This window comes from Amycolatopsis saalfeldensis, assembly GCF_900110575.1.
Taxonomy (GTDB): domain Bacteria; phylum Actinomycetota; class Actinomycetes; order Mycobacteriales; family Pseudonocardiaceae; genus Amycolatopsis; species Amycolatopsis saalfeldensis.
The window spans coordinates 95,314-115,292 of sequence record NZ_FOEF01000018.1; the positions used below are offsets into that span (position 1 = coordinate 95,314).

16 protein-coding genes are annotated in these 19,979 nt (G+C 71.6%); 7 read left to right on the forward strand and 9 right to left on the reverse strand.

Annotated elements, in window-relative coordinates; all coding sequences use genetic code 11:
- Positions 1–36 precede the first annotated feature (36 nt).
- From BMY97_RS32745 to ptsP, 3 genes are read left to right on the forward strand one after another with little or no spacing between them, the layout of a single operon-like run.
- On the forward strand, positions 37–909 hold the full coding sequence (locus tag BMY97_RS32745; protein ID WP_091624557.1) for a ribokinase: 873 nt from the start codon (positions 37–39) through the stop codon (positions 907–909).
- 28 nt (positions 910–937) lie between these two features.
- A complete protein-coding gene (locus BMY97_RS32750) occupies positions 938–1,675 on the forward strand; it encodes a hypothetical protein (RefSeq protein ID WP_091624560.1) in 738 nt (245 codons plus the stop codon).
- Positions 1,668–3,392: a phosphoenolpyruvate--protein phosphotransferase gene (gene ptsP, locus BMY97_RS32755; protein ID WP_091624562.1), complete on the forward strand. Its 1,725-nt coding sequence runs from the start codon at positions 1,668–1,670 to the stop codon at positions 3,390–3,392. The genes BMY97_RS32750 and ptsP overlap by 8 nt, the downstream gene beginning before the upstream one ends.
- Positions 3,393–3,451: 59 nt before the next feature.
- Here the strand turns inward: ptsP and BMY97_RS32760 are convergent, their stop codons facing one another.
- Positions 3,452–4,114 (reverse strand): DUF1707 SHOCT-like domain-containing protein, encoded by a 663-nt coding sequence (locus BMY97_RS32760; protein ID WP_091624565.1) that lies wholly within the window; start codon positions 4,112–4,114, stop codon positions 3,452–3,454.
- 225 nt (positions 4,115–4,339) lie between these two features.
- Between BMY97_RS32760 and BMY97_RS32765 the strand changes: the two genes are divergently transcribed.
- Complete coding sequence (locus BMY97_RS32765; RefSeq protein ID WP_245787615.1) at positions 4,340–5,245, forward strand: hypothetical protein; 906 nt, start codon at positions 4,340–4,342, stop codon at positions 5,243–5,245.
- 4 nt (positions 5,246–5,249) lie between these two features.
- On the opposite strand, the gene BMY97_RS32770 is transcribed toward BMY97_RS32765, so the two are convergent.
- The 3 genes from BMY97_RS32770 to BMY97_RS32780 are packed head-to-tail and all read right to left on the reverse strand — an operon-like array spanning position 5,250 to position 8,247.
- Entirely contained in the window at positions 5,250–5,906 is a 657-nt protein-coding gene (locus BMY97_RS32770) for a response regulator (protein ID WP_091624567.1), read from the reverse strand.
- Positions 5,903–7,051 carry a MacS family sensor histidine kinase gene (gene macS, locus BMY97_RS32775; protein ID WP_091624570.1) on the reverse strand — a complete coding sequence of 383 codons (1,149 nt, stop codon included), beginning with the start codon at positions 7,049–7,051 and terminating at the stop codon, positions 5,903–5,905. The genes BMY97_RS32770 and macS overlap by 4 nt, the downstream gene beginning before the upstream one ends.
- Complete coding sequence (locus BMY97_RS32780) at positions 7,048–8,247, reverse strand: AI-2E family transporter (protein WP_091624573.1); 1,200 nt, start codon at positions 8,245–8,247, stop codon at positions 7,048–7,050. Before BMY97_RS32780 ends, macS begins: the two co-directional genes overlap by 4 nt.
- Positions 8,248–8,523: 276 nt before the next feature.
- Here BMY97_RS32780 and BMY97_RS32785 point away from each other — a divergent pair, with 276 nt between their 5' ends.
- Entirely contained in the window at positions 8,524–9,573 is a 1,050-nt protein-coding gene (locus tag BMY97_RS32785; protein WP_143086354.1) for a hypothetical protein, read from the forward strand.
- Between the two features lie 216 nt (positions 9,574–9,789).
- On the forward strand, positions 9,790–13,080 hold the full coding sequence (locus BMY97_RS32790; protein WP_245787616.1) for a beta strand repeat-containing protein: 3,291 nt from the start codon (positions 9,790–9,792) through the stop codon (positions 13,078–13,080).
- 64 nt (positions 13,081–13,144) lie between these two features.
- Here the strand turns inward: BMY97_RS32790 and BMY97_RS32795 are convergent, their stop codons facing one another.
- Positions 13,145–13,921, reverse strand: a complete 777-nt coding sequence (locus BMY97_RS32795; protein WP_091624580.1) for a dioxygenase family protein — start codon at positions 13,919–13,921, stop codon at positions 13,145–13,147.
- A gap of 150 nt (positions 13,922–14,071) precedes the next feature.
- Between BMY97_RS32795 and BMY97_RS32800 the strand changes: the two genes are divergently transcribed.
- Positions 14,072–14,761, forward strand: a complete 690-nt coding sequence (locus BMY97_RS32800; protein ID WP_091624582.1) for a haloacid dehalogenase type II — start codon at positions 14,072–14,074, stop codon at positions 14,759–14,761.
- A 306-nt stretch (positions 14,762–15,067) separates the two neighbouring features.
- Here the strand turns inward: BMY97_RS32800 and dnaB are convergent, their stop codons facing one another.
- The 4 genes from dnaB to BMY97_RS32830 form a co-directional block, all read right to left on the reverse strand.
- Entirely contained in the window at positions 15,068–16,471 is a 1,404-nt protein-coding gene (dnaB, locus tag BMY97_RS32805; protein ID WP_091624876.1) for a replicative DNA helicase, read from the reverse strand.
- Positions 16,472–17,194: 723 nt separating this feature from the next.
- Positions 17,195–17,974: an ESX secretion-associated protein EspG gene (locus tag BMY97_RS32810; protein ID WP_245787617.1), complete on the reverse strand. Its 780-nt coding sequence runs from the start codon at positions 17,972–17,974 to the stop codon at positions 17,195–17,197.
- 32 nt (positions 17,975–18,006) lie between these two features.
- Positions 18,007–19,335, reverse strand: coding sequence for a hypothetical protein (locus tag BMY97_RS47315; protein ID WP_177231650.1), 1,329 nt, complete (start codon positions 19,333–19,335; stop codon positions 18,007–18,009).
- Positions 19,336–19,377: 42 nt separating this feature from the next.
- Positions 19,378–19,977: a DUF3558 domain-containing protein gene (locus BMY97_RS32830; RefSeq protein ID WP_091624591.1), complete on the reverse strand. Its 600-nt coding sequence runs from the start codon at positions 19,975–19,977 to the stop codon at positions 19,378–19,380.
- Positions 19,978–19,979: the final 2 nt, after the last annotated feature.

The following is a 19,979-nucleotide window of genomic DNA, read 5'->3' on the forward strand; positions in this document are numbered from 1 at the left end:
CTCGCGTGACCAGGGGCTCGTGGCAGAGTGGCCGCCATGAGTTCTGCCGTTCTGGTCGTGGGATCCGCCAACGCCGACCTGGTCGTGCCGGTCGAGCGCCGTCCCGGGGGCGGCGAGACGGTGCTGGGCGGCGACACCACGCTGTCGCCCGGCGGCAAGGGCGCGAACACGGCCGCGGCGGCCGGGCGGCTGGGCGCGGACGTCGCGTTGCTGGGCGCCGTCGGCGACGACTCGTACGGCCGTCTGCTGCGTGATTCGCTCGCCGCCGCGGGCGTCGCGACCGGTCACCTCCGCACCGTCGGGCGGCCGACCGGCATCGCCTACATCACCGTGACCCCGGACGGCGAGAACTCGATCCTCGTCTCCCCCGGCGCCAATTCCGCGCTGGAGCCCGGTGACATCACCGACGACGTCCTCGACGGCGTGCGCGTCATGGTCACCTCGCTCGAGGTGCCGTTGCCGACGGTCGAGCACGCCGTCGCGCGCGCGAGCGCGAAGGGCGTCCGCGTGCTGCTCAACCTGTCGCCCGCCGCCGAGGTTTCACGCGAAACACTGGGCGCGCTGGACGTTTTGCTCGTCAACGAGCACGAGGCCGCGTACCTGCTCGGTACCGCGGGGGCGGACCCGCGCAAGCTGCTCGAGCTGGGACCGCGCGCGGCCGTCGTGACCCTGGGTGCGAAGGGTGCCGTGGTCGTCGAGGCGGACGGTTCGACGGAGGTCGCGTCGCCGAAGGTCGAGGCCGTCGACACCACCGGTGCCGGAGACGCCTTCGCGGGTGCGCTGGCCGCATCGCTGGCTGAGGGCGCGACGCTCGTCGACGCGGCGAAGCGGGCTGTGAAGGTCGCTGCTGTGAGCGTCACGCGACACGGCGCGCAGCCGTCGTACCCGACTCCCGACGAGCTGGAATGACCTGCGGCGGCCCCGTGTTGTCGTTCACGTGGGCGATTCGTTCGGTTCGGCCTGGTGGCGGGGGTACGCCGCCCAACTGAAGGCGATCGCGGACGCCCGGCGTCCCGACGCGCTGGCGATCATGTCGTTGTCGGAGACGCTGGCGGCGCTGGGCCGGCAGTCCGAGTCCGACGAGGGCGTGTGCGACGTCCCGCTCGAGGGCGTGGTCGGCACCGTCGCCCGCGGCGGCGACTTCGACCGTCAGTTCCGGCCGCGCAACCGCGCGTTGCGGGAGCGGTGGGAGGTGCTGGCGCGCACGTCGGCGGAGCTGCCGCCGGTGCGGCTCGTGCGGCTGGGCGACATGTACTTCGTGGAGGACGGCCACCATCGCGTCGCGCTCTCCCGCGCCCGGGGGTCGACGACGGTGCGCGCCCGGGTGCGCCGGATCTGCACCGTGGCCTGGGCGTTGCGCTGCCTGACGGTGGCGGACCTGCCGTCCAAGACCGCCGAGCGGATGTTCCTCGAACGCGTGCCTCTCGCTGACGACGTCCGCCTCGATCTCTGGCTCGACGATCCGGCTGACTGGTTCCGCCTCGCGGACTCGGCGGAGGCCTGGGGTTTCCGGCAGACTCTGCACGGCCGCCCGCTGGCCAGCCGCGAACAACTGGCCGAGGCGTGGTGGCACGAGGAGGTGCGGCCGGTGCTGGAGCGGGTGCGCCTGCGCGGATTGTGTGCGGCACCGCGAGATATCGAGACGTATCTGAGCTATGGTCTAGACCATGTCTGAGACCCTCACGGGCACCGCCGCCTCGGGCCAGCCCGCCGCGACCACCGAGTCAGCCGGAGTCACCGTGACCAACAACCCCGCCGTTTCGTCGTTGACCGGGGTCGCTGTGAGCCCGGGGCGCGCGAGTGGTCCCGTCGTGCGCGTCGCCGAGCCGCTCGGCGAGCCCGCGAGCACCCCCGCGCCGGCCGACCCGGTCGCGGAGGCCGCGCGGATCGAGCCCGCCGCCGCCGTTGTCGCCGCCCGGCTGGAGGCGCAGGCCGAGACCGCCGAGGGCGAAGCCGCCACGATCCTCATCACCACCGCCGCGATGGCCGCCGACCCGGCACTGGCCACGCAGGCCCAACAGCTGGTGACGGCGCAGAACCTGCCCGCGGCCCGCGCCGTCTACCAGGCCGCCGAAGGGTTCGCCGAAGCGCTCGCGGCGGCGGGCGGCTACATGGCCGAGCGGGTGCGCGACGTTCGCGACGTGCGTGACCGCCTGGTCGCCGAGCTGCTCGGGATCGCCCCGCCGGGCGTGCCGGAGCTGACGTCGCCGAGCGTGCTCGTCGCCCGCGACCTGGCGCCCGCCGACACCGCGGGCCTCGACCCGGCGAAGGTGCTCGCGCTCGTCACCGAGGAGGGCGGGCCGACCAGCCACACCGCGATCCTGGCCCGCGCGCTCGGCATCCCGGCCGTGGTCGCGGTCCGCGGGCTGCTCGCGCTGGACGCGCCGGCGCTCACCGTCGACGGGGACACCGGCCTCGTCGAGGTCGCCGACCCGGAGGCACCCGTGGTCACCGCCGTCGCCGCTGGCCCCGCGGAGTGGAACGGCACGGGCGCGACCGCCGACGGCCACGTCGTCAAGGTGTACGGCAACGTCGGCTCACCCGCCGACGCGCAGGCCGCCGCGGACGCGGGAGCCGAGGGCGTCGGCCTGTTCCGCACGGAGTTCTGCTACCTCGACGCCTCGGCCGAGCCGACCGTCGACGAGCAGCGCCAGGCTTACACCGCGGTGCTTTCGCCGTTCCGCGGCAAGCCGGTCATCGTCCGCACGCTGGACGCCGGCGCCGACAAGCCGCTCGCCTTCCTTTCGCCGGAGGCCGAGCCGAACCCGGCGCTGGGCGTCCGCGGCCTGCGGATCGCGTTCGACCGGCCGGAGGTGCTGGACCGTCAGCTGGCGGCCATCGCCGGCGCGGCCGAGGACTCGGGCGCGGTGGTTTCCGTGATGGCCCCGATGGTCGCGACGGCGGACGAGGCGGCCTGGTTCGCCGAGCGCGCCCGCGCCGCCGGCCTCGACCGCGCGGGCGTGATGATCGAGATCCCGGCCGCGGCCCTGTCGGCGCGGGAGATCCTGGACGCCGTGGACTTCGTCTCGGTCGGCACCAACGACCTGGCCCAGTACACCTTCGCGGCCGACCGCCAGCTCGGCGCCGTGGCCAAGCTCAACGACCCCTGGCAGCCGGCGCTGCTGCGCCTGTTGAAGCTGATCGGCGACGCGGCGACGGCGACGGGCAAGCCGGCCGGCGTCTGCGGCGAGGCGGCCGGCGACCCGCGCCTGGCCCTGGTGCTGGCCGGGCTCGGCCTGACCAGCGTTTCGATGAACGCCCCGGCGATCCGGTCCGTCGGCGCGAGCCTGGCGTCCGTCACCCTGGACGACGCCCGGTCACTGGCTGCTGCGGCACTGTCCACAGGCACCCCGGCCGACGCTCGGGCCGTGGTCGCCGCCGCGCTTAAGTAACTCCGAAAAGTGCCGGACCCACCCGAGGAGATGGAGGTGGGCCCGGCACCGGACGCCGGTCAGCCGAAGAAGCCCCGCCTGGGGTGCCGGATGACCAGCGAGCCTCCGTGGACCCGGCCGGTGAGGACGTACCGCGGTGTGCCGGGACGGCCGTTGCTGCCGGTTTTGTCGTCGAGGGAGCCGAACTTGATCTCGGTGATCGAGTTGTAGTCGACGGCGGCCTGGGCCGGGATGATGATCTCCACCGAGCCCCACTTCGAGTCCAGCTCGATCTCGACCACCGGCGTGGACGTGCGGGCTTCGGTGAAGTCCAGCTTCGTGCTGCCGTACTTGTTGCGCACGACCATCGCGGGCGGGACCTGCCACGGGCCGCTGCGATGCAGCGACGAGTACTTCGCGTTCAGCTCCATCCGCTGGCCCGGCGCCCACGAGCGCGTGTACGAAGGCGCGCCCGGCGCCGCGTACGGAGCCGGCGCGGCCTCCGGATGCGTGAGGCCCGGCAGGTCGGCCAGCACGGCGTTCAGCTCACCACGGGTCCGGGACGCCAGCGCGCGGTCGGTGCGCTCGGTGAACTCGTCGAGGTTGAGCATGCCGAGCCCGATGGCCTTCTGGAGCACGCCGACGACGTGCTCGCGCTCGTCGTCGGAGACCCGGATGTCGCGCGCGGTCAACGGCTTGGTCTCGGTCGCGGTCTCCGCGGCCGTTGTCTCTTCCTCACCCATGGTGTTGATGGTAGAACTCGATTCCGCCAGCCAGATCGGGGAAAAACCCTGAACAGACCCGTATTTCGTGCCGGCGCCGCCTTCGCCGCGGCGGGCCTCCTCCTGGCCTCTTGCACGAACGGGACCCCCGCACCCGTCACGACCCCGAGCCCGTCGACCGAGCAGAACCGGCCCGTCGAGCCGCCGCCCACCGGTCTGGACGGCGGGGTCGCGAACCGGCTCGACGTGCAATTGCTGCTCTCGACGTCCCCGCCCACCCTGTTCGACGCCGACACCGGCGCGAAGGGCACCGTGCCCGGCGTCCCCGGCGGTGACCGGCTCGTCTGGGTGCAGCGCGTCGGCCACACACCCGTCGTCCAGACCTCGCCCCAGTGCCAGGCCGACACCTGCGCCCCCGCCGACGTCTACGCCTACACCGGCCCGGGCACCGCGCCGGTTTCGCTCGGCCAGGCGTTCAGCGTCGCCCCGGGCGCGGACGGCGACAGCGTGTGGGTGATCCGCCAGGACAGCCCCGGCAACTGCCGTCTCCAGCACGTTTCGCTGGCCGGCTCCGCGCTCGGCCCCGGCACCGTGGCCAGCTGCCGCACGGGCGTCCGGCAGGAGACTTCACACGGCCTGCTGATCACCGTGGACAACGGCACCGCCGAGACGGTCGACGTGCTGATCGACCCCGCCACCGGCCGTTCCGTCGAGCAGGACCCGAGGATCCTCGCGGCCACCGGCGACCGGCTCATCCTCGGCGGCCTCACCGACCTCACCGTCGTCGACCTGCGGGACGGCGGCCGCGCCAAGGTCGCGCCGCCGGTGGTGCAGTCGACGCCGTACGTGCTGCCGAACCGCGACGGCAGCCTCGCCGCCGTCGACTTCGGCACGCCCGCCTGGCACAGCACCGACATCCAGACCCGCGACCTGTGGCTGCTCGACCTCCACGACCTCACCTGGCAGCAGGCGCCGTCGATGCCCTACACGACCTCGCACCTCAAGTCTTCCGGCCTCGACTGGTCCCCGGACGGCGACCTCCTCCTGGACGACGGCGTCGTCGCGGCCTGGCATCCCGGCGAGCCGGCGTGGCGGCTGGGCGCGGCGAAGATCCCCGACGCCCAGCAGTTCCCGGGCGTCTCGACCTCCTGAGCCTTCAGTCTTCGTCGAGCCCGTGCTCGATCGCGTATCGCGCCAGCTCCACGCGGTTGTGCAGCTGGAGCTTCCGCAGCGTCGACTGCACGTGGTTCTCCACGGTCCGGTGCGAGAGGACCAGCCGCTCCGCGATCTGGCGCGCGGTGAGCCCCTTCGCGACGAGCCGCAGCACGTCCGTCTCACGTTCGGTCAGGCGCGGCGGCTCGGCGCCGCCTTCGGGCGCGTCGGCCATCCGCCGGTACTCGCCCAGCACCAGACCGGCCAGGCCCGCCGTGAACACCGGGTCGCCGGCGGCCGTGCGGTGGACGGCGTCCACCAGCTCCACCACCGAGGCCGACTTCACCAGATAGCCGGACGCGCCCGCCTTCACCGCCTCCAGCACGTCGCTGTGCTCGCCGCTGGCCGAGAGCACCAGCACCTTCGTCTCCGGCAGCGCCGCCGTGATCTCGCGCGTCGCCTCCACCCCGGACGTGCCGCCGAGGTTGAGGTCCATCAGCACCACCGAGGGCCGGACGGTGCGCGCGATCCGGACGGCCGCGGGCGCGTCGGCCGCGGTGGCCCGCACGTCGAAGCCGTTTTCGGCCAGGTCGCGCGCCACCCCGTCGCGCCAGATCGGATGGTCGTCGACGACCATCACCGAGATCGTGCCGTCCGTCATCTCTCGCCCCTCGTCGCGCTCGGCACCCGCACTTCCCACTCCGTGCCGGTGCCCGGACCGGTCTCCAGGGTCGCGGTCCCGCCGAGATCGCGCACCCTCCCCCTGATCGACTCCACCACACCCAGATGCCCCAGGCGCGCCGCGCGTTCCAATCGCCCGGCGGGGATTCCGGGGCCGTCGTCGCGGATGCTCACGACCACCTCCGTGCCGAGGTCCTCCAGCAGGACCCACGCGTGCGCGTCCGGCCCCGCGTGTTTTTCTACATTGGACAGTGCCTCGCGCGTGACGGACACCAGCTCCTCGGTGACGTGCGCCGCCAGGTCGACGGTGCCCGCGGGCGTCGACACCTGCACCGACGGCGTGGCCAGCAGCTGCAACGCCGACCGCAGGTCCGAGAAGCCGTCGCCACCGCCCGCGCTCGCCCACGTCGGCTCCGTCGTGACGAGCGCGCGCAACGCGATCTCTTGCTCCCCAGCCAATTTCGCCAGCTCCGCCGCTTCACCACCGACTTCGAGGCCGCGCCGCCGTACGCGCGCGAGGACCTGGAGCACGCTGTCGTGGATCGAGCGCGCGAGCCGCTCTCGCTCCGCCGTGGCGGCTTCGGTGCGCAACGCACGCGCGAGTGCTTCGGCGGAACGCCGTGCCGTTGTCGCCGCCATGCCGATCAGCAGCCCGCTCGCGCACAGCAGCACACCGTCGCGGGCGACGTCGAGGTCCAGCTTCTCCCGCGCGAAGCCGGTGCCGACGGCGACCACGAGCCCGGCCAGCACCCCGCCGCCCGCCCCGAACCGCGTCGCCGCCGCCAGCGGCCCGGCGGCCGCCCACACCGTGGTGATCAGCGGGGTCGCCGCCGCGTACTGCTCGGGGGACAGGATCAGCGGCGACGTGAGCATCAGCGCCGTGGTGACCACGACGTCCAGCACCACCAGCCAGCTCCACCGGCTCGACGCGCGCCAGTACGCGACGCTCGTGGCCAGCGACCACACACCCATCGCGGCGACCACCGCCCACGCGAGCCACGGCCGTTCGAACTCGGCGCGGTGCCCGATGACCACGGCCAGCGCGAACAACCAGGTGAGCACGCGCAGCAGCACGACCCCGCGCCACAGCGGGGTCGCCGGGTCACGGGTGGCCGGCGAGGTCACTTCTTTTCGTTGTCCTTCTCGGCATCGGCCTCGTCGGGTTTCGCGTCGTTGGGCTGAGCGGCTTTGGAGTGCAGCGCGTCGACGGTCGCCGGATCCGGGTCGTGTTCGTGCAGCAGTGAGCGGATGCCCGCGTTCAGCACGGCGAGCAGCGGCACGGCGAGCAGCGCGCCCGCGATCCCCGCGGCCACCAGCCCGGTGGCGATCGCCAGCACCACGGCCAGCGGGTGCAGCCGCACGGCGCGCCCGAGCAGCAGCGGCTGCAGGATGTGGCTCTCCAGCTGCATCACGCCGATCACGATGGCCAGCACGATGACGGCGCCGATGAAGCTCTTGGTGACCAGCGCGATCAGCACCGCGACCCCGCCGGCCAGCACTGCGCCGATGATCGGGATGAACGCGCCGAGGAACACCAGCGTCGCCAGCGGGATCACCAGCGGCACGCCGACGATCCACAGGCCGATGCCGATGCCCACCGCGTCGACCACCGCCACCGCGGCCGTCGCGCGGATGTAGCTGACCAGCGACGCGAACCCGCGCCGCCCGGCGACGTCGACCCGGCGGCGCACCCGCGCCGGCACGCCGCGCACCAGGAACGAGTAGATGTTGTCACCGCCGGCCAGGAAGAAGATCGTGACGAACAGCGTGAGCACGAACCCGGTGAGGATCTCGCCGATCGTGCCCGCCGTGGTCAGCGCCGTGGTGGTGAGCGACGACTGGTTGTTCTGGATGAAGCCGATGGCCTGGTTGATGAAGTCCTGGATCTGCTCCTGGCGCAGGTGCAGCGGCCCGTTGATCAGCCAGTCCTTGATCTGGTTCAGGCTGTTGTTGAGCTGCTGCTGCAGCTGCGGGAGCCCGCTGGAGAACTGCGTGATGACGAACGTGAGCAGCCCGCCCAGCACGGCCAGCCCGGCGATCAGCACGATCCCCGTCGCCAGCCCGCGCGGGAACCGCCAGGCCACCAGCTTCGCCACGGCCGGCGCCATCAGCGCCGAGAGCAGCAGCGCGATCGAGACCGGGATGACCACCGCGGAGAGGTAGCCCATCAGCCAGACGACCGCGTACAGCGCGGCGATCACGACGATGAACCGCCACGCCAGCGCCGCCCCGACACGCAGGCCGCGCGGGATCAGACCGGTCACGTCGGACTCGTTGGTGAGAAACGGTTGTTCGCGCTGTTCGCGCCCAGGCTGGCTCACGAGATCAACCGTATCGGTCCCACCGACAATTCCGGGCGAAACGGAGTCGTCCGGGCATCGGCGCGTTCCACGCTTCGCCTGATAGGCCGCTTGACAGAGCGACTCCGGAGTAACCGGGCCCCGCCAGTTCCGATCACTTTTCGTGAGAATCGAACACACACTGTGTTGTTCACACGATGGTGGCATCAAGCCGTGTCAAGGGTGCGCTGCGGCGGTGGCTGCTGGTTGTCTCGGTTCCGCAACCAGCCGGCAGGACCCAGTTGAGGAGAAGCACGAGTGAAGGACGCGGCGAACGAGGGACGAGGCGCGATGCGCGCCGGTCGTCTCGCTTCGCGTGCGCTCCTCGTGCTCGGTGGCGCCCTGGCCGCCACCGCCGCCGCGTGGGCCGTTTCCGCCTCGGCCGCCTCGGCCGACACCGGAACCGTCAGCGTCACCCCGGTCACCGACGCCACGGTCGCCAACCTCGGCGACGTCACCCACGGCGTCTCGAGCTTCACCGGCGACATCGCCGGTGCCGCGGTCGGCACGGTCACCAGCGTGACCGCCTGCGAGCAGGACGCCACCACGTGGTCGGAGCCCGGCACCTCGCGGCCGATCTGCCCGCTCGACCCGCGTGACCATATCGGCGGCCCGCACACCGAGCAGGTCCGGACCACCGCCGACCACGAGGTTTCCGGCCGGGTCAGCGACGCCGTCGCCGACCTCGGCCAGGAGGCCGTCCTCCACCCGGTGCAGCGCACCCTCGGCGCGGCCGAGCACATCGCGCGCAAGCCGGAGGACACCCGCCAGGTCATCGAGCAGACCGTCGCCCCGTCGCCCGGGACACCGGACTTCGGCAGCAAGGTCTGGGGCCTGCTCGACCCGGACCGGCACGGCAAGCTGGTCGACCTGCCCGAGCTCCCGGCCTCGCCGCTCGAGCCCGCCCCCGACTCCGCCGCCACCGGCATCACCGGTGACCCGGCGCAGAACCTCGGCGCAGCCGCGGTTTCCACCCCCGGCGCCCTGCGCGCGATGTTCCCGCTCGCGGGCCTCGCGCGCACCGACGCCCCGGCCGACGGCCTCGGTGCCTCCTCGCACCACAGGGACCACCACAACCTGCCGCCGGCACCGTTCAGCCCGGGTCAGCTCCCGATGGCGCCCCCGAGCATCCCGACTGCCCCCGGCGGCGGCACGACCGCTCCCGGTGGCCACCTCGACGTGCTGAACTTCGGCGTCCCCTCGTGGGTCTCCGCGGCCGTCGACAACGCCGTGGCGGGTTCGACCCGCGCCGGCGTGCGGCACACGCCGCTCAGCCCGGGCGAGCAGCCCGGCGTCACTCCCGACTGATTCACCTCACCCGCGGGGTCGTTGACGCGCCCTGAAGCCAAGCGCCTTTTCGCGTGCCGGCTCGGCGTCACCGACCGAACCCGCGGGTTTCTCGCGTGCGCACTTCTCGCGCCCGCCGCCGCACCACCCCCTCCGGTGCGCTCCTCACTGTGCGAGCTCGCACGAGCGCACCCCCACAAGCCCGCAAGGGAACCCGAAATGAAGGAGAAAAACCCCATGCAGACCTGGGCAAAGCGCGGACTCCAGACCGCGTTGGTCACGGGTGGGTTGCTGATGCTGGGCACCGGCATCGCCTCGGCCGACGAAAACGTCAACCCTGACACCCCGGCCTCCCCGCTCGACCTGAACGTCACCGTCCCGATCGACACGTCGAACAACGCGATCGGCACGCCGCTCGGCCAGTACGACGTTCCGGCGTTCCAGAACGAGCTGAGCACCAAGCCGGTCACCTCCGCCGTCAAGGACGCGCTCGCTTCGGCGAAGTCGCCTGCCGGCGCCGGCGACCTGACGGACAGCCTGCCCAAGGCCGACGGGCCGCGTGACCTCACGCCGACCCACGACGCGGTCAAGGGCAACAAGGTCTCGGGCGACCTGGTCGTGCCGATCCAGATCGTGGACAACGCGGTCGGCGTCATCGGCGACGCGAAGGTCGACGGCACCTCGCACGAGCAGAACTACTCGCACAACCAGGACATCGCGACCTCCGGCAAGGACTCCGGGCTCGCGGGCAACGTCGTGGCCCTCGACTGGGCGCTGCCGGTGCAGCTCGCCGGCAACGGCGTCGGCGTGGCTGGCGGCAGCGGCGCGGTGCACGGCGGCTCGGCCTACCAGAGCGCGTCCGAGACCGGCAACATCGACACCACCGGCAAGGGCTCCGGCCTGTCCGGCAACGTCGTCGCGGGCCAGTTCGCCACCCCGGTCCAGGTGACCGGCAACGCGATCTCGTACCTGCTCGGCAACGCCTACAGCTCGTACGCCGCCGACACCTCCGCCACCTCCGGCGGGTCCATCCTCAGTGAGGGCAAGGGCGGCGCCGGCACGGGCAACGTGGTGGGCGCCCCCATCGCACTGCCGGTGAAGTTCAACGGCAACGCCGGTGGCGTGTGGGGCTCGGACGCCGACACGGCGTCGAACTCCTCGGCCGACGCGAAGGCCGGCGACAAGCGCCCGGGCAGCCTGTCCGGCACGCCGACCTACATCGAGACCGGCGGGGACAACTCGTTCCTGGCCGGCAACGCCGCCGCGGCGCAGCTCAGCCCGGTCGCCGACGTGGCCAACGTGGCCGGCTCGTGGATCGGCAACGCCACCACCGGCCAGGCCATCGACCGTGACAGCACGGCCGGCGCGACCTCCAGCACGGTGGACTCGGGCGGCTTCGTCAAGACCTCCGGTGACAACGCGGCCGGCGCGGCCAACGTGGTCGACCCCGCCGTGGCGCTCCCGGTCGACGTCTGCGGCGTCGGCGCGACCTACATCGGCAACTCCCACGCCGCGTGCGACAACACCGTCAACGCGAACGCCGGCAACGGCAGCTACACGCGTGGCAACGGCACCGTGCTCGGCGGCAACGTCGTCAACACCCAGGCCGCGGGCGCGCCCGAGGTCTACGGCATCGGCGCCAGCCACATCGGCAACGCGTCGGGCACGGCCAACGAGGACAAGACCGTCACGGCCGGTGGCTACGACGGCAGCCAGGGCACCGACTCCTCGGGCTCGGGCAACATCGTCCAGGTGCCGGTCGGCGTGCCCGCCGAGGTCTTCGGCGTCGGTGGCTCGTTCATCGGCCAGGGCTCGGCCGAAGCGCACGAGACCAAGGTGGTCCAGGGCGGCGGCGGCGGCAACACCGCTGACGACAACGGCTTCCTGAGCTCGAACCTCGGCACCGTCCCGGTGTCGACCCCGGTGCAGCTGTTCGGCATCGGCGGCGCGTTCGTGGGCCAGGGCCACGGCAAGGCCTCGAGCGACACCACCTCGGGCGCCGGCTCCGACGTGAACGCCACCGGCCCCGGCGGCGCCGGTGCGGGCAACATCGTCGAGGCCCCGGTCTCGCTGCCGGTGCAGGGCCACGGCCTCGGTGGCGCGGTCGCCGGCATCGGCACCGGTTCGTCGGACAACCTGACCGACTCGAAGGCGGGCGGCAACGCCAGCACCGACGGCAAGGCCGGCGGCATCGCGGGCAACATCGTGAAGGCGCCGATCGCGGGCGCGGTCAGCCCCTCGGGCACCGGGGTCGGGGGCGCGGCACTCGGCCACGGCGACGGCTCCAACGACGTCACCTCGGTGGCGGGCGGCAGCGTCCTGACCAACGGTGACGCGGGCGCGGTCGCCGGCAACGTCGTCGGCGCCGACCCGCTGGCGACGGTGCCGGTCGTGGCCGACGCGGTCTCGGCGGCGGGTGTGGCTTCGGCCGACAGCACCAACAGCCAGGCCATCACCAACGCCGGCGACGACACCACGTCGGGCGTCGAGGGCTCGGTCTCGGGCAACATCCTCGACCTCCCGGTCAGCGCGGTGCCGTACGCCGTGGCCGACTCGGTCACCGGTGCCGGTGTTTCGCACGCCGTCGGCGACAACATGATCACCGCCACCAACGGGGGCACCCCCACCACCGATGGTGACGGCAGCGCGCTGTCCGGCTACGACTTCTACCACCACCTGCCGGTCACCGTGCCCGTCTACGGGGTGCCGCTGGCGCTGCTGGGCACCGCGACCTCGGAGGGGACCGACTCCACCGAGGTGACGGAGCCGTCGCTCGACACGCCGCTCGGCAACGAGATGGCCGCTGACCAGCTGCCGGCGCTGCCGGACCTGTCGCAGGGCCTCCCGGCGCTGCCCAGCGGTGCCGCGATGCCGGCCCTGCCGCAGCTGCCGGCGATGTCCATGCTGCCCGTCCCGGGTGCGGAGCGCGCCGACCTGCCGCAGATCAGCGGGCTCTCGGCGCTGGAGCAGCTGCAGCAGCTCAAGGGCGCGGGTGCGCTCCCGTCGGTGACCGGTCTCGGCAACGGCGTGCACGCGCCGGCGCTGCCGGGTCTGCCGAAGCTGGCCGGGGTTCCGGCCCTGCCCGGGGTCCCGGCGCTGCCCGGCACCCCCGGCCGGTCCGACGCCTCGACCCTGCCGCAGCTGCCGACCCAGCTGCCGGTGAAGGCTTCGCTGCCGACGCTGAACCAGCTGCCCGCCGTGACGGCGCTCCCGGCCCTGCCGGGCGTGCCCGCCCTGCCGGGTGTGCCGACCACGATGCCGGCCCAGGTGCCGACCGCCGGTCTGCCCGCCCTGCCGGCGCTGCCCGTTGTCTCGGCCCTGCCGACCGCCGGTCTCCCGACCGCCGGCCTGCCGGCGCTGCCGACCGCGGGTCTGCCCACCGCGGGCCTGCCGGCGCTGCCGACCGCGGGCCTGCCCACTGCGGGCCTGCCGGCCGCGCAGGTTCCGGCGCTGGCCGGGATGGACTCGTCCCCGCTGGGTGCGATCCAGAAGCTGGCCGCGAAGGTGACCGGCTTCTTCAAGAAGTGAACAACTAGCCAGTACTGAAACGGGCCCGGAAGCAGCCAGCTTCCGGGCCCGTTTCCTTGTCCGCTCAGGAAAATTCGAGTGAGCGCTTGGCGAGGCCGTACCAGAACCCGTCGATGACGGTGCGGCCCGAGCCCTCGGCGGAACTGGCGCCGAGCGAGACGAACAGCGGTGCGAAGTGCTCGATCCGCGGGTGCGCCACGGCGGCGGCCGGGGCCTTGTGCCGGAAGTCGAGCAGCGCGTCGACGTCGCCGGCGCGCAGCACCTCGTCGCCCCACTGGTCGAACTCGGCGGACCACTGCGGCGGCGTTCCTCCGGTGCCGTCGACCTGGCGCAGGGCGCTGAGGTTGTGCGTGAAGAAGCCGCTGCCGATGATCAGCACGCCTTCGTCACGCAGCGGTGCGAGCTTGCGGCCGACGTCGAAGAGCGCCTGCGGGTCGAGCGACGGCATCGAGATCTGCAGCACCGGGATGTCGGCGCCGGGGTACATCTCGACGAGCGGCACGTACGCGCCGTGGTCCAAACCGCGCTCCGGCGCGTCGTGCACCGGCGTTGTGGTGGAGTGCAACAACTTCCGGACCTGGCGGGCCAGCTCAGGCGCGCCGGGTGCGGCGTACTCGACCTGGTAGTAGCGGTCTTCGAAGCCCCAGAAGTCGTAGACCAGCGGGACGGTGGTGGTCGCCCCGAGCGTCAACGGCGCCTCTTCCCAGTGCGCCGAGACGATCAGGATCGCCTTCGGCCGCGGCAGGTTCGCGGACCAGCCCGCCAGCTGCCGGGTCCACGTGGCGTCGTCGGCGAGCGGCGGCGCGCCGTGGCTGAGGTACAGGACCGGCGTTCGCGCCATCGTTGCCTCCAATATTTGAAACTTCAACTACAACGATACGTGACGTCGGCCAGTCCCGCGATATTCCCCGGCCGCGGCTCGCGTAGTTCGCTACGTTCGGCTGGCAGTCGCTTCAGTTGAAAATGCGCCCCCTGTTCAGGAGACCTCGCCATGCCGGAGCCAGGCATCGATGCCGTTGTGTTCGACGTGCTCGGCACGCTCGTCGACGAACCCGCCGGCCTCCGCGCCGGCATCCGGGACCTCGACCCGTCGCTCGACGACGCCCGGGTCGAGCAGCTTTTGCTGGTGTGGCAGCAGCACATCGAGAGCGAGCAACAGCGTTGCCTCGCCGGCCGCCGGCCTTACGTTCCCAGCGACGTCCTCGACGAGGAAGCGGCCCGGCTCGTCGCCGCCGAGGCCGGGGTCGACGACCCGGCCGCGGTGGCAGCGCTGGCTCGCTCGGGTCGCCGGCTCCCACCGTGGCCCGACACAGTGGCCGGGCTCGCCCGGCTCGCCGAGCGGTTCCCGCTGATCGGCCTCTCGAACGCGAGCCGGACCGCGCTGCTGGGACTCAACGCTTACGCCGGACTGCGCTGGCACCAGGCCCTGTCCGCTGAAGAGGCCCGGACGTACAAGCCGGCCCCGGCGGTCTACCGGCTGGCCGTCACCGTTTCCGGAGTCCCGCCGGAGCGGCTGGTGATGGTCGCCGCCCACGCGTGGGACCTGCGCGGCGCGCAGGCCCTCGGCTTCCGCACTGCCTACGTCGCCCGCCCCGTCGGCGACCCGCCGGCCTCCTCAGACCGGTTCGACTGGCACGCCGACGGCCTGGCCGACCTCGCCGATCAGCTCGAAAAGGACTGACGTCTCTGGGTTCTCATCTCGCCTGACATGTTGATCTTGTTTGACCACACCGGTCGTGGCTGTAACGGCTCATCGACTTCGTAGGAGCTCAGTTGGCTTGCGGCTTCCACGATGGCGGGGGACTCGGTCACCAGCCAATACAAGGCACTCCGCTCCTGCTGAAGATTCCAGCCACGATCGCTCGTCGGGATGCCGCGGCAGAATGGCATCACGCTTCCTGGATCACGGAGGCGACAGCGTCGTGGACGAGTCTGAGCTCGACGGCTAGGTCGTCGGTCGAGTGTTTCGTGAACTTGACGCCCGCCGTCAGTCGTGCGCGAGGTCGACGAAGCGGCTGTAGTGCAGCTGGTGCGCGACGACGATCGTGCTGGTCGGGCCGGCACGGTGCTTCGCCAGGATCAGGTCCGCCTCGCCGGCGCGCGGGTCGTCGCGCTCCCAGGCGTCCGGGCGGTTGATCAGGATGACGATGTCCGCGTCCTGCTCCAGCGAGCCGGACTCACGCAGGTCGGACAGCATCGGCTTCTTGTCGGTGCGCTGTTCCGGGCCACGGTTCAGCTGGGAGATCGCGATCACCGGTACCTCGATCTCCTTCGCCAGCAGCTTGAGCTGCCGCGAGAACTCCGAGACCTCCTGCTGCCGCGACTCGACGCGCTTGCCCGACGTCATCAGCTGCAGGTAGTCGACGATCACGAGCTTGAGGTCGTGCCGCTGCTTGAGCCGCCGGGCCTTCGCGCGGATCTCCATCATCGTCATGTTCGGCGAGTCGTCGACGAACAGCGGCGCCTCGGAGACCTCGCTCATCCGCCGGGCCAGCCGGGTCCAGTCGTCGTCGGACATCTTGCCACCGCGCATGTCGGCGAGGCGGATCTTGGCCTCGGCCGAGAGCATGCGCATGACGATCTCGGTGCGGCTCATTTCCAGCGAGAAGATGACGCTGGTCAGTCCGTGCTTGATGGACGCGGAGCGGACGAAGTCCAGGCCGAGTGTCGACTTGCCGACACCGGGACGGGCCGCGACGATGATCATCTGGCCGGGGTGCAGGCCGTTCGTCAGCTCGTCGAAGTCGGCGAACCCGGTCGGGATGCCCTGCGACTGCCCGCCGCGGGAGGCGATCGCGTCGATCTCGTCCATGGTCGGCTGCAGCAGGTCTTCGAGAGCGACGTAGTCCTCGCTCGTGCGCCGCTCGGTGACGTCGTAGATCGCGGCCTGCGCGCGGTCGACGACCTCGTCGATGTTGGCGCCGTCGGCGGCCGCCGCGCCGTAGCCGTACTGCACGATTCGCGTGCCCGCCTCGACGAGCCGGCGCAGCACCGCCTTCTCGGAGACGATCTCGGCGTAGTAGCCGGCGTTGGCCGCGGTGGGGACGGTCGCGATCAGCGTGTGCAGGTACGGCGCGCCGCCGACGCGGCCCAGCTCGCCCCGCCGCTCCAGCTCGGCCGACACCGTGATCGGGTCGGCGGGCTCGCCGCGGCCGTAGAGGTCGAGGATGCAGTCGTACACCGCCTGGTGCGCGGGCCGGTAGAAGTCGCCGGGGCCGAGCGCCTCGATGACGTCGGCGATCGCGTCCTTCGACAGCAGCATGCCGCCCAGCACCGACTGCTCGGCCGCGAGATCCTGCGGCGGCTGGCGGTCGAAGCCGCCGGACCCGGGGTCGCTCGGGCCCGGGTCGGACTCCGCGTACGTCGGACCGCGGTCGTCGGTCAGCGCCACCGCCCCGGACACCTCCTCGGCCGACCGCACCCCGGCCGGCTCACGCTTCACTTCTCGAACAGGTCATGTGTCGAACTGCCCGGCACCGGCCCGCGTCACGCAACCCGAGTCATGCGAACACCAGTTCGATTATGCCGGATCCTCCCCGGCTTTCCCAGTCGCCCGCCGAACCCCTCCTGATGATGTACGGCGTCCCTCCCGCCAGTGGACTGCCACGCCGGGCACCACCGTGAGTACTGGGCGACAGCGCACGCTAGATCCCTCATTAGGAGCAATGCAATTCCGGGTGTTGACCGTCCTGTGGACAACTTGTGGATGACTGGGGGCAACCAGTCACAGGCAGCCGTAACGCTGTGGACAAGTTGGGGACAAGGCTGATCGGCTTGGATAAACCCGCAGGTCAAGCCCTGTGCAGAGACTGTGGAGAACTTTGTCGAAACTCGTCCGGCGTGTCGCGCCCGGCGCGTCGTTCGGCGTGTCGCGGCCGGCCCGGTTCAGCCGCCTGTGGATGAATGCTACGGAGCGTAGAGCCATGACACGGTGGGCTGAACGGACGACGAGGCGCGGCACCGCCGGCCCTCCCACTCCGCTGTGTAACCGATGAGCGAGAAGCCGCAGGTAGGACCCCCGCCGACCACACCAGACACGAAAACCGGGTGGGGTTCACCCCCCGGCCATGTCGACTTGGCACGGCGGAAACCCCACCCGGCGTAGTGCGTCAGGTCAGCCCAAGGCGCTCTGCGCGGACCGCAGCCGCTCCGATATCGCTTGCCGCGACCCGGGGGTGAAGACGAGCAGCGACTCCCGGCCGGGTCGCTCCTCCATCAGCCAGCGGCCTTCGTTGGTGTCGATGAAGTTGATCGGCATGGGGATCCGCCGGCGCCGTCCGCCGTGGGGCCGCGTTGCGACGTAGAGGGTCCCGCCGCCGGTGCGCGGTGCGGCGAAGACGCGCTGCATCTCCTTGAGCGGCGAGGCCGGCTCGGCGCGCCCCGGCCCGTTCTGCATGATCGACCGCTGTGCCGTGTCCTCCGACGCGGCTGAGCGCCCGCTCTCGAACTCCTTACGGCTGGTCACAATCGGCTGCCCGGGAGCGGCCCGGCCTGCCGGGACGATGTCGAGGAAGGTCTCCAGCAGCAGGTCCGGCCGCTGCCGGGTGACCGTCACGTGTGGCTGGTCGGTGACCCGGACCAGGCCGAAGCCGCCGCCATTGCCACTGCCGACCAACGCACCGAAGTTGGCGGGGCTGCCGTCCCCGAACTGCCCGTCGAACCACCCGTAGTACTCGAGGTGCGGCTGGGAGAGGGACTCGATCAACGCCAGCAGATCGCGGTCCATCCCCCGCGGCCCCATCAGCCCGGCCTTGGTCAGCGCCGCGTTGACCTCCTGGTCGAGCTTGCGCTCGGCCCCCGGCTCGTAGAACGCCCCGGTTTCGGCGATGATCTGGTGCGGCTCGCCACCGCGCCGCCTGATCAGGTTGGACAGGGCGTACACGGTGAGAGTCACTGGCCCGTCGAGAGTGATCACTTCGTCAGGCCTCATTCACCGATCACGGGCGGCACCGTCAGCTGGTCGGAGCCGAAGAGTTCGTTGTTGTCCTCTTCCACCAGGTACTTGGTCTGGTGCTCCTGGTCCTCCTCGCCCTTCTTGCCGCCGCCGCGGCCACCACCCATACCACCCATCCCGGACGAACCGGCCTTGCCCGCCGCGCCGGCGCCCATGGCCCCGCCGCGCATGCCGCCGGCTGCTTCTCCGGCACCTCCGGCTGCCGCCCCGGAGCCGGCTCCGCCCGGCCCGAACCCGCCGCCGAACCCGCCCGGTCCGAAGGCCGCCGATCCGACACCGGACCCGGCGCCCCCGCCGCCGGGTCCGAAACCGCCACCGGCGCCCCCGCCTCCGCCAGGCCCGAAGCCGCTCGGGTTGAACGTGCTCGGGTCGACCGACGGCGGCACGTAGCTGGACGCCGACGTGTGGTCGTTCGGGAAGTTGGGCAGGTTGGTGGAACTCGGGTCGTGGGTGGGCACGTTCGGCAGGGTCCCGTGCGGAGTGGTGGGCACGTTCGGATTGAACGTGGGCACCTTCGTGTTGGGGTTGAAGCTGCCGCCCCCACCACCGCCGCCCCCACTGCCGAAGTGGCCGCCGCCCCCGCCGCCGGAAATGCTGTTGGGATTCCCGGTGCCGTCGGAGATGTTGTTGCCCTTCCAGACGTTGTACGTCGGCATTCCACCGGCGTTCTGGGCGCTGGAGGAGTAGTACGCGGTGTACGCCTGGACGTTGGCCTTGCTGTTGTCGTTGTACTTGTTGATCTCGTCGTCTTTGTCGCTCCAGGGCGCGTGGTCCCAGAAGCCCATCTTCGGCGGCGAGTCGGGGAGCTCGTGCACCTGACCCTGGACGGTGTGGAAGCTGTCCTTCTGATTGCCGAGGAAGGTGTGACTCGTCTGGAGGTTCTTCGCCGAGTCGTCGTGCCAGATGCTGAGCGCGTGCCCGCCGGCTTGCGCCGCGGCTGCACTGTTGCCCTGCCAGGCACCGTCCATCGCGCCGTTCAACGCGTCGATCTTGCCGACCCGGTCGGTGTGGACCGTTTCGAGGTCCTTGGCCGCGCTGATGCCACCGTCGATCGAGCTGGTGTTGCCGGTGCTGATCTTCTTGTAGATCGCGACGGCGTCGATCGACTGACCACCCACGTTGGCCGACTGCTGCTGGGCGGTCGGCCCGCCGCTGAACATGCTGACCAGGCCGCCGACCACAACGCCGCCGACGCCGCCGACCACGGCACCGACCGGTCCGCCGATCATGCCGCCGACAACCGCCCCGGCCGCCCCGTCCTTCAGGAGCTGACCCGTGTTGTTATTGGCGTCATTCCCCATGATGAGCCACTTCCTTTCGAGCTGACACGAGCTGCGCGGTGGTCACGCTGCTGCCTTGAGATGATCGACCATCGCGGTCGCGACAGTTCCCAGGAACCCACACGGGTCGTTTTTGTTCTTTCCGGTGCCGAATACCCCGCCGACCGAAACGGCCAGCTGGTCGGTGACTCCGACCCAGGCGAAACAGGTGCCGCTCGGGCGGTCGTCGCTCTTGTCCGCATATACCGCCGGATAGCCCTGAACCGTGGCCGGCTCGAAGTAGGCCTGTTGCGCCTTCTGCGCGTAGATGTCGCCGAGCCCGTTCTTGTTCTGGGTCATCGGCGCGACGCTGACCCCGTTCCCGGGGAACTGCGTCGAGGTCCAGTTGCAGCTCGCCGGTTGCCGGTTGTCGATCTTGCCCGGCGAGATGAGGCCGAGCTTGGCCGCGTCGGCGTCGCCGAGCGCACTGCACGGGTCGGAGACCAGCTTCTGGGTCGACAGCGGAGCCGGGACCTTGAGGCTCGGGTCGGTGCCGGGGGCACTGGCTGCGCCGGTCGGACTCGCGGGGGGCTCGCTCGCGCCACCGGTTGTGCCGCTGCAGGCGCTCAGCAAGCCGAGGACGGCGAGGCTCCCGGCAGCGAGGCGGACGGTGCGGTGCGGCATGT

Bases quoted from the DNA above. Each gene is read 5' to 3' on its own strand.
- BMY97_RS32745 (WP_091624557.1), top strand. From the start codon at position 37: ATGAGTTCTGCCGTTCTGGTCGTGGGATCCGCCAACGCCGACCTGGTC.
- ptsP (WP_091624562.1), top strand. From the start codon at position 1,668: ATGTCTGAGACCCTCACGGGCACCGCCGCCTCGGGCCAGCCCGCCGCG.
- BMY97_RS32760 (WP_091624565.1), bottom strand. From the start codon at position 4,114: ATGGGTGAGGAAGAGACAACGGCCGCGGAGACCGCGACCGAGACCAAG.
- BMY97_RS32770 (WP_091624567.1), bottom strand. From the start codon at position 5,906: ATGACGGACGGCACGATCTCGGTGATGGTCGTCGACGACCATCCGATC.
- BMY97_RS32790 (WP_245787616.1), top strand. From the start codon at position 9,790: ATGCAGACCTGGGCAAAGCGCGGACTCCAGACCGCGTTGGTCACGGGT.
- BMY97_RS32795 (WP_091624580.1), bottom strand. From the start codon at position 13,921: ATGGCGCGAACGCCGGTCCTGTACCTCAGCCACGGCGCGCCGCCGCTC.
- BMY97_RS32800 (WP_091624582.1), top strand. From the start codon at position 14,072: ATGCCGGAGCCAGGCATCGATGCCGTTGTGTTCGACGTGCTCGGCACG.
- BMY97_RS47315 (WP_177231650.1), bottom strand. From the start codon at position 19,335: ATGGGGAATGACGCCAATAACAACACGGGTCAGCTCCTGAAGGACGGG.
- BMY97_RS32830 (WP_091624591.1), bottom strand. From the start codon at position 19,977: ATGCCGCACCGCACCGTCCGCCTCGCTGCCGGGAGCCTCGCCGTCCTC.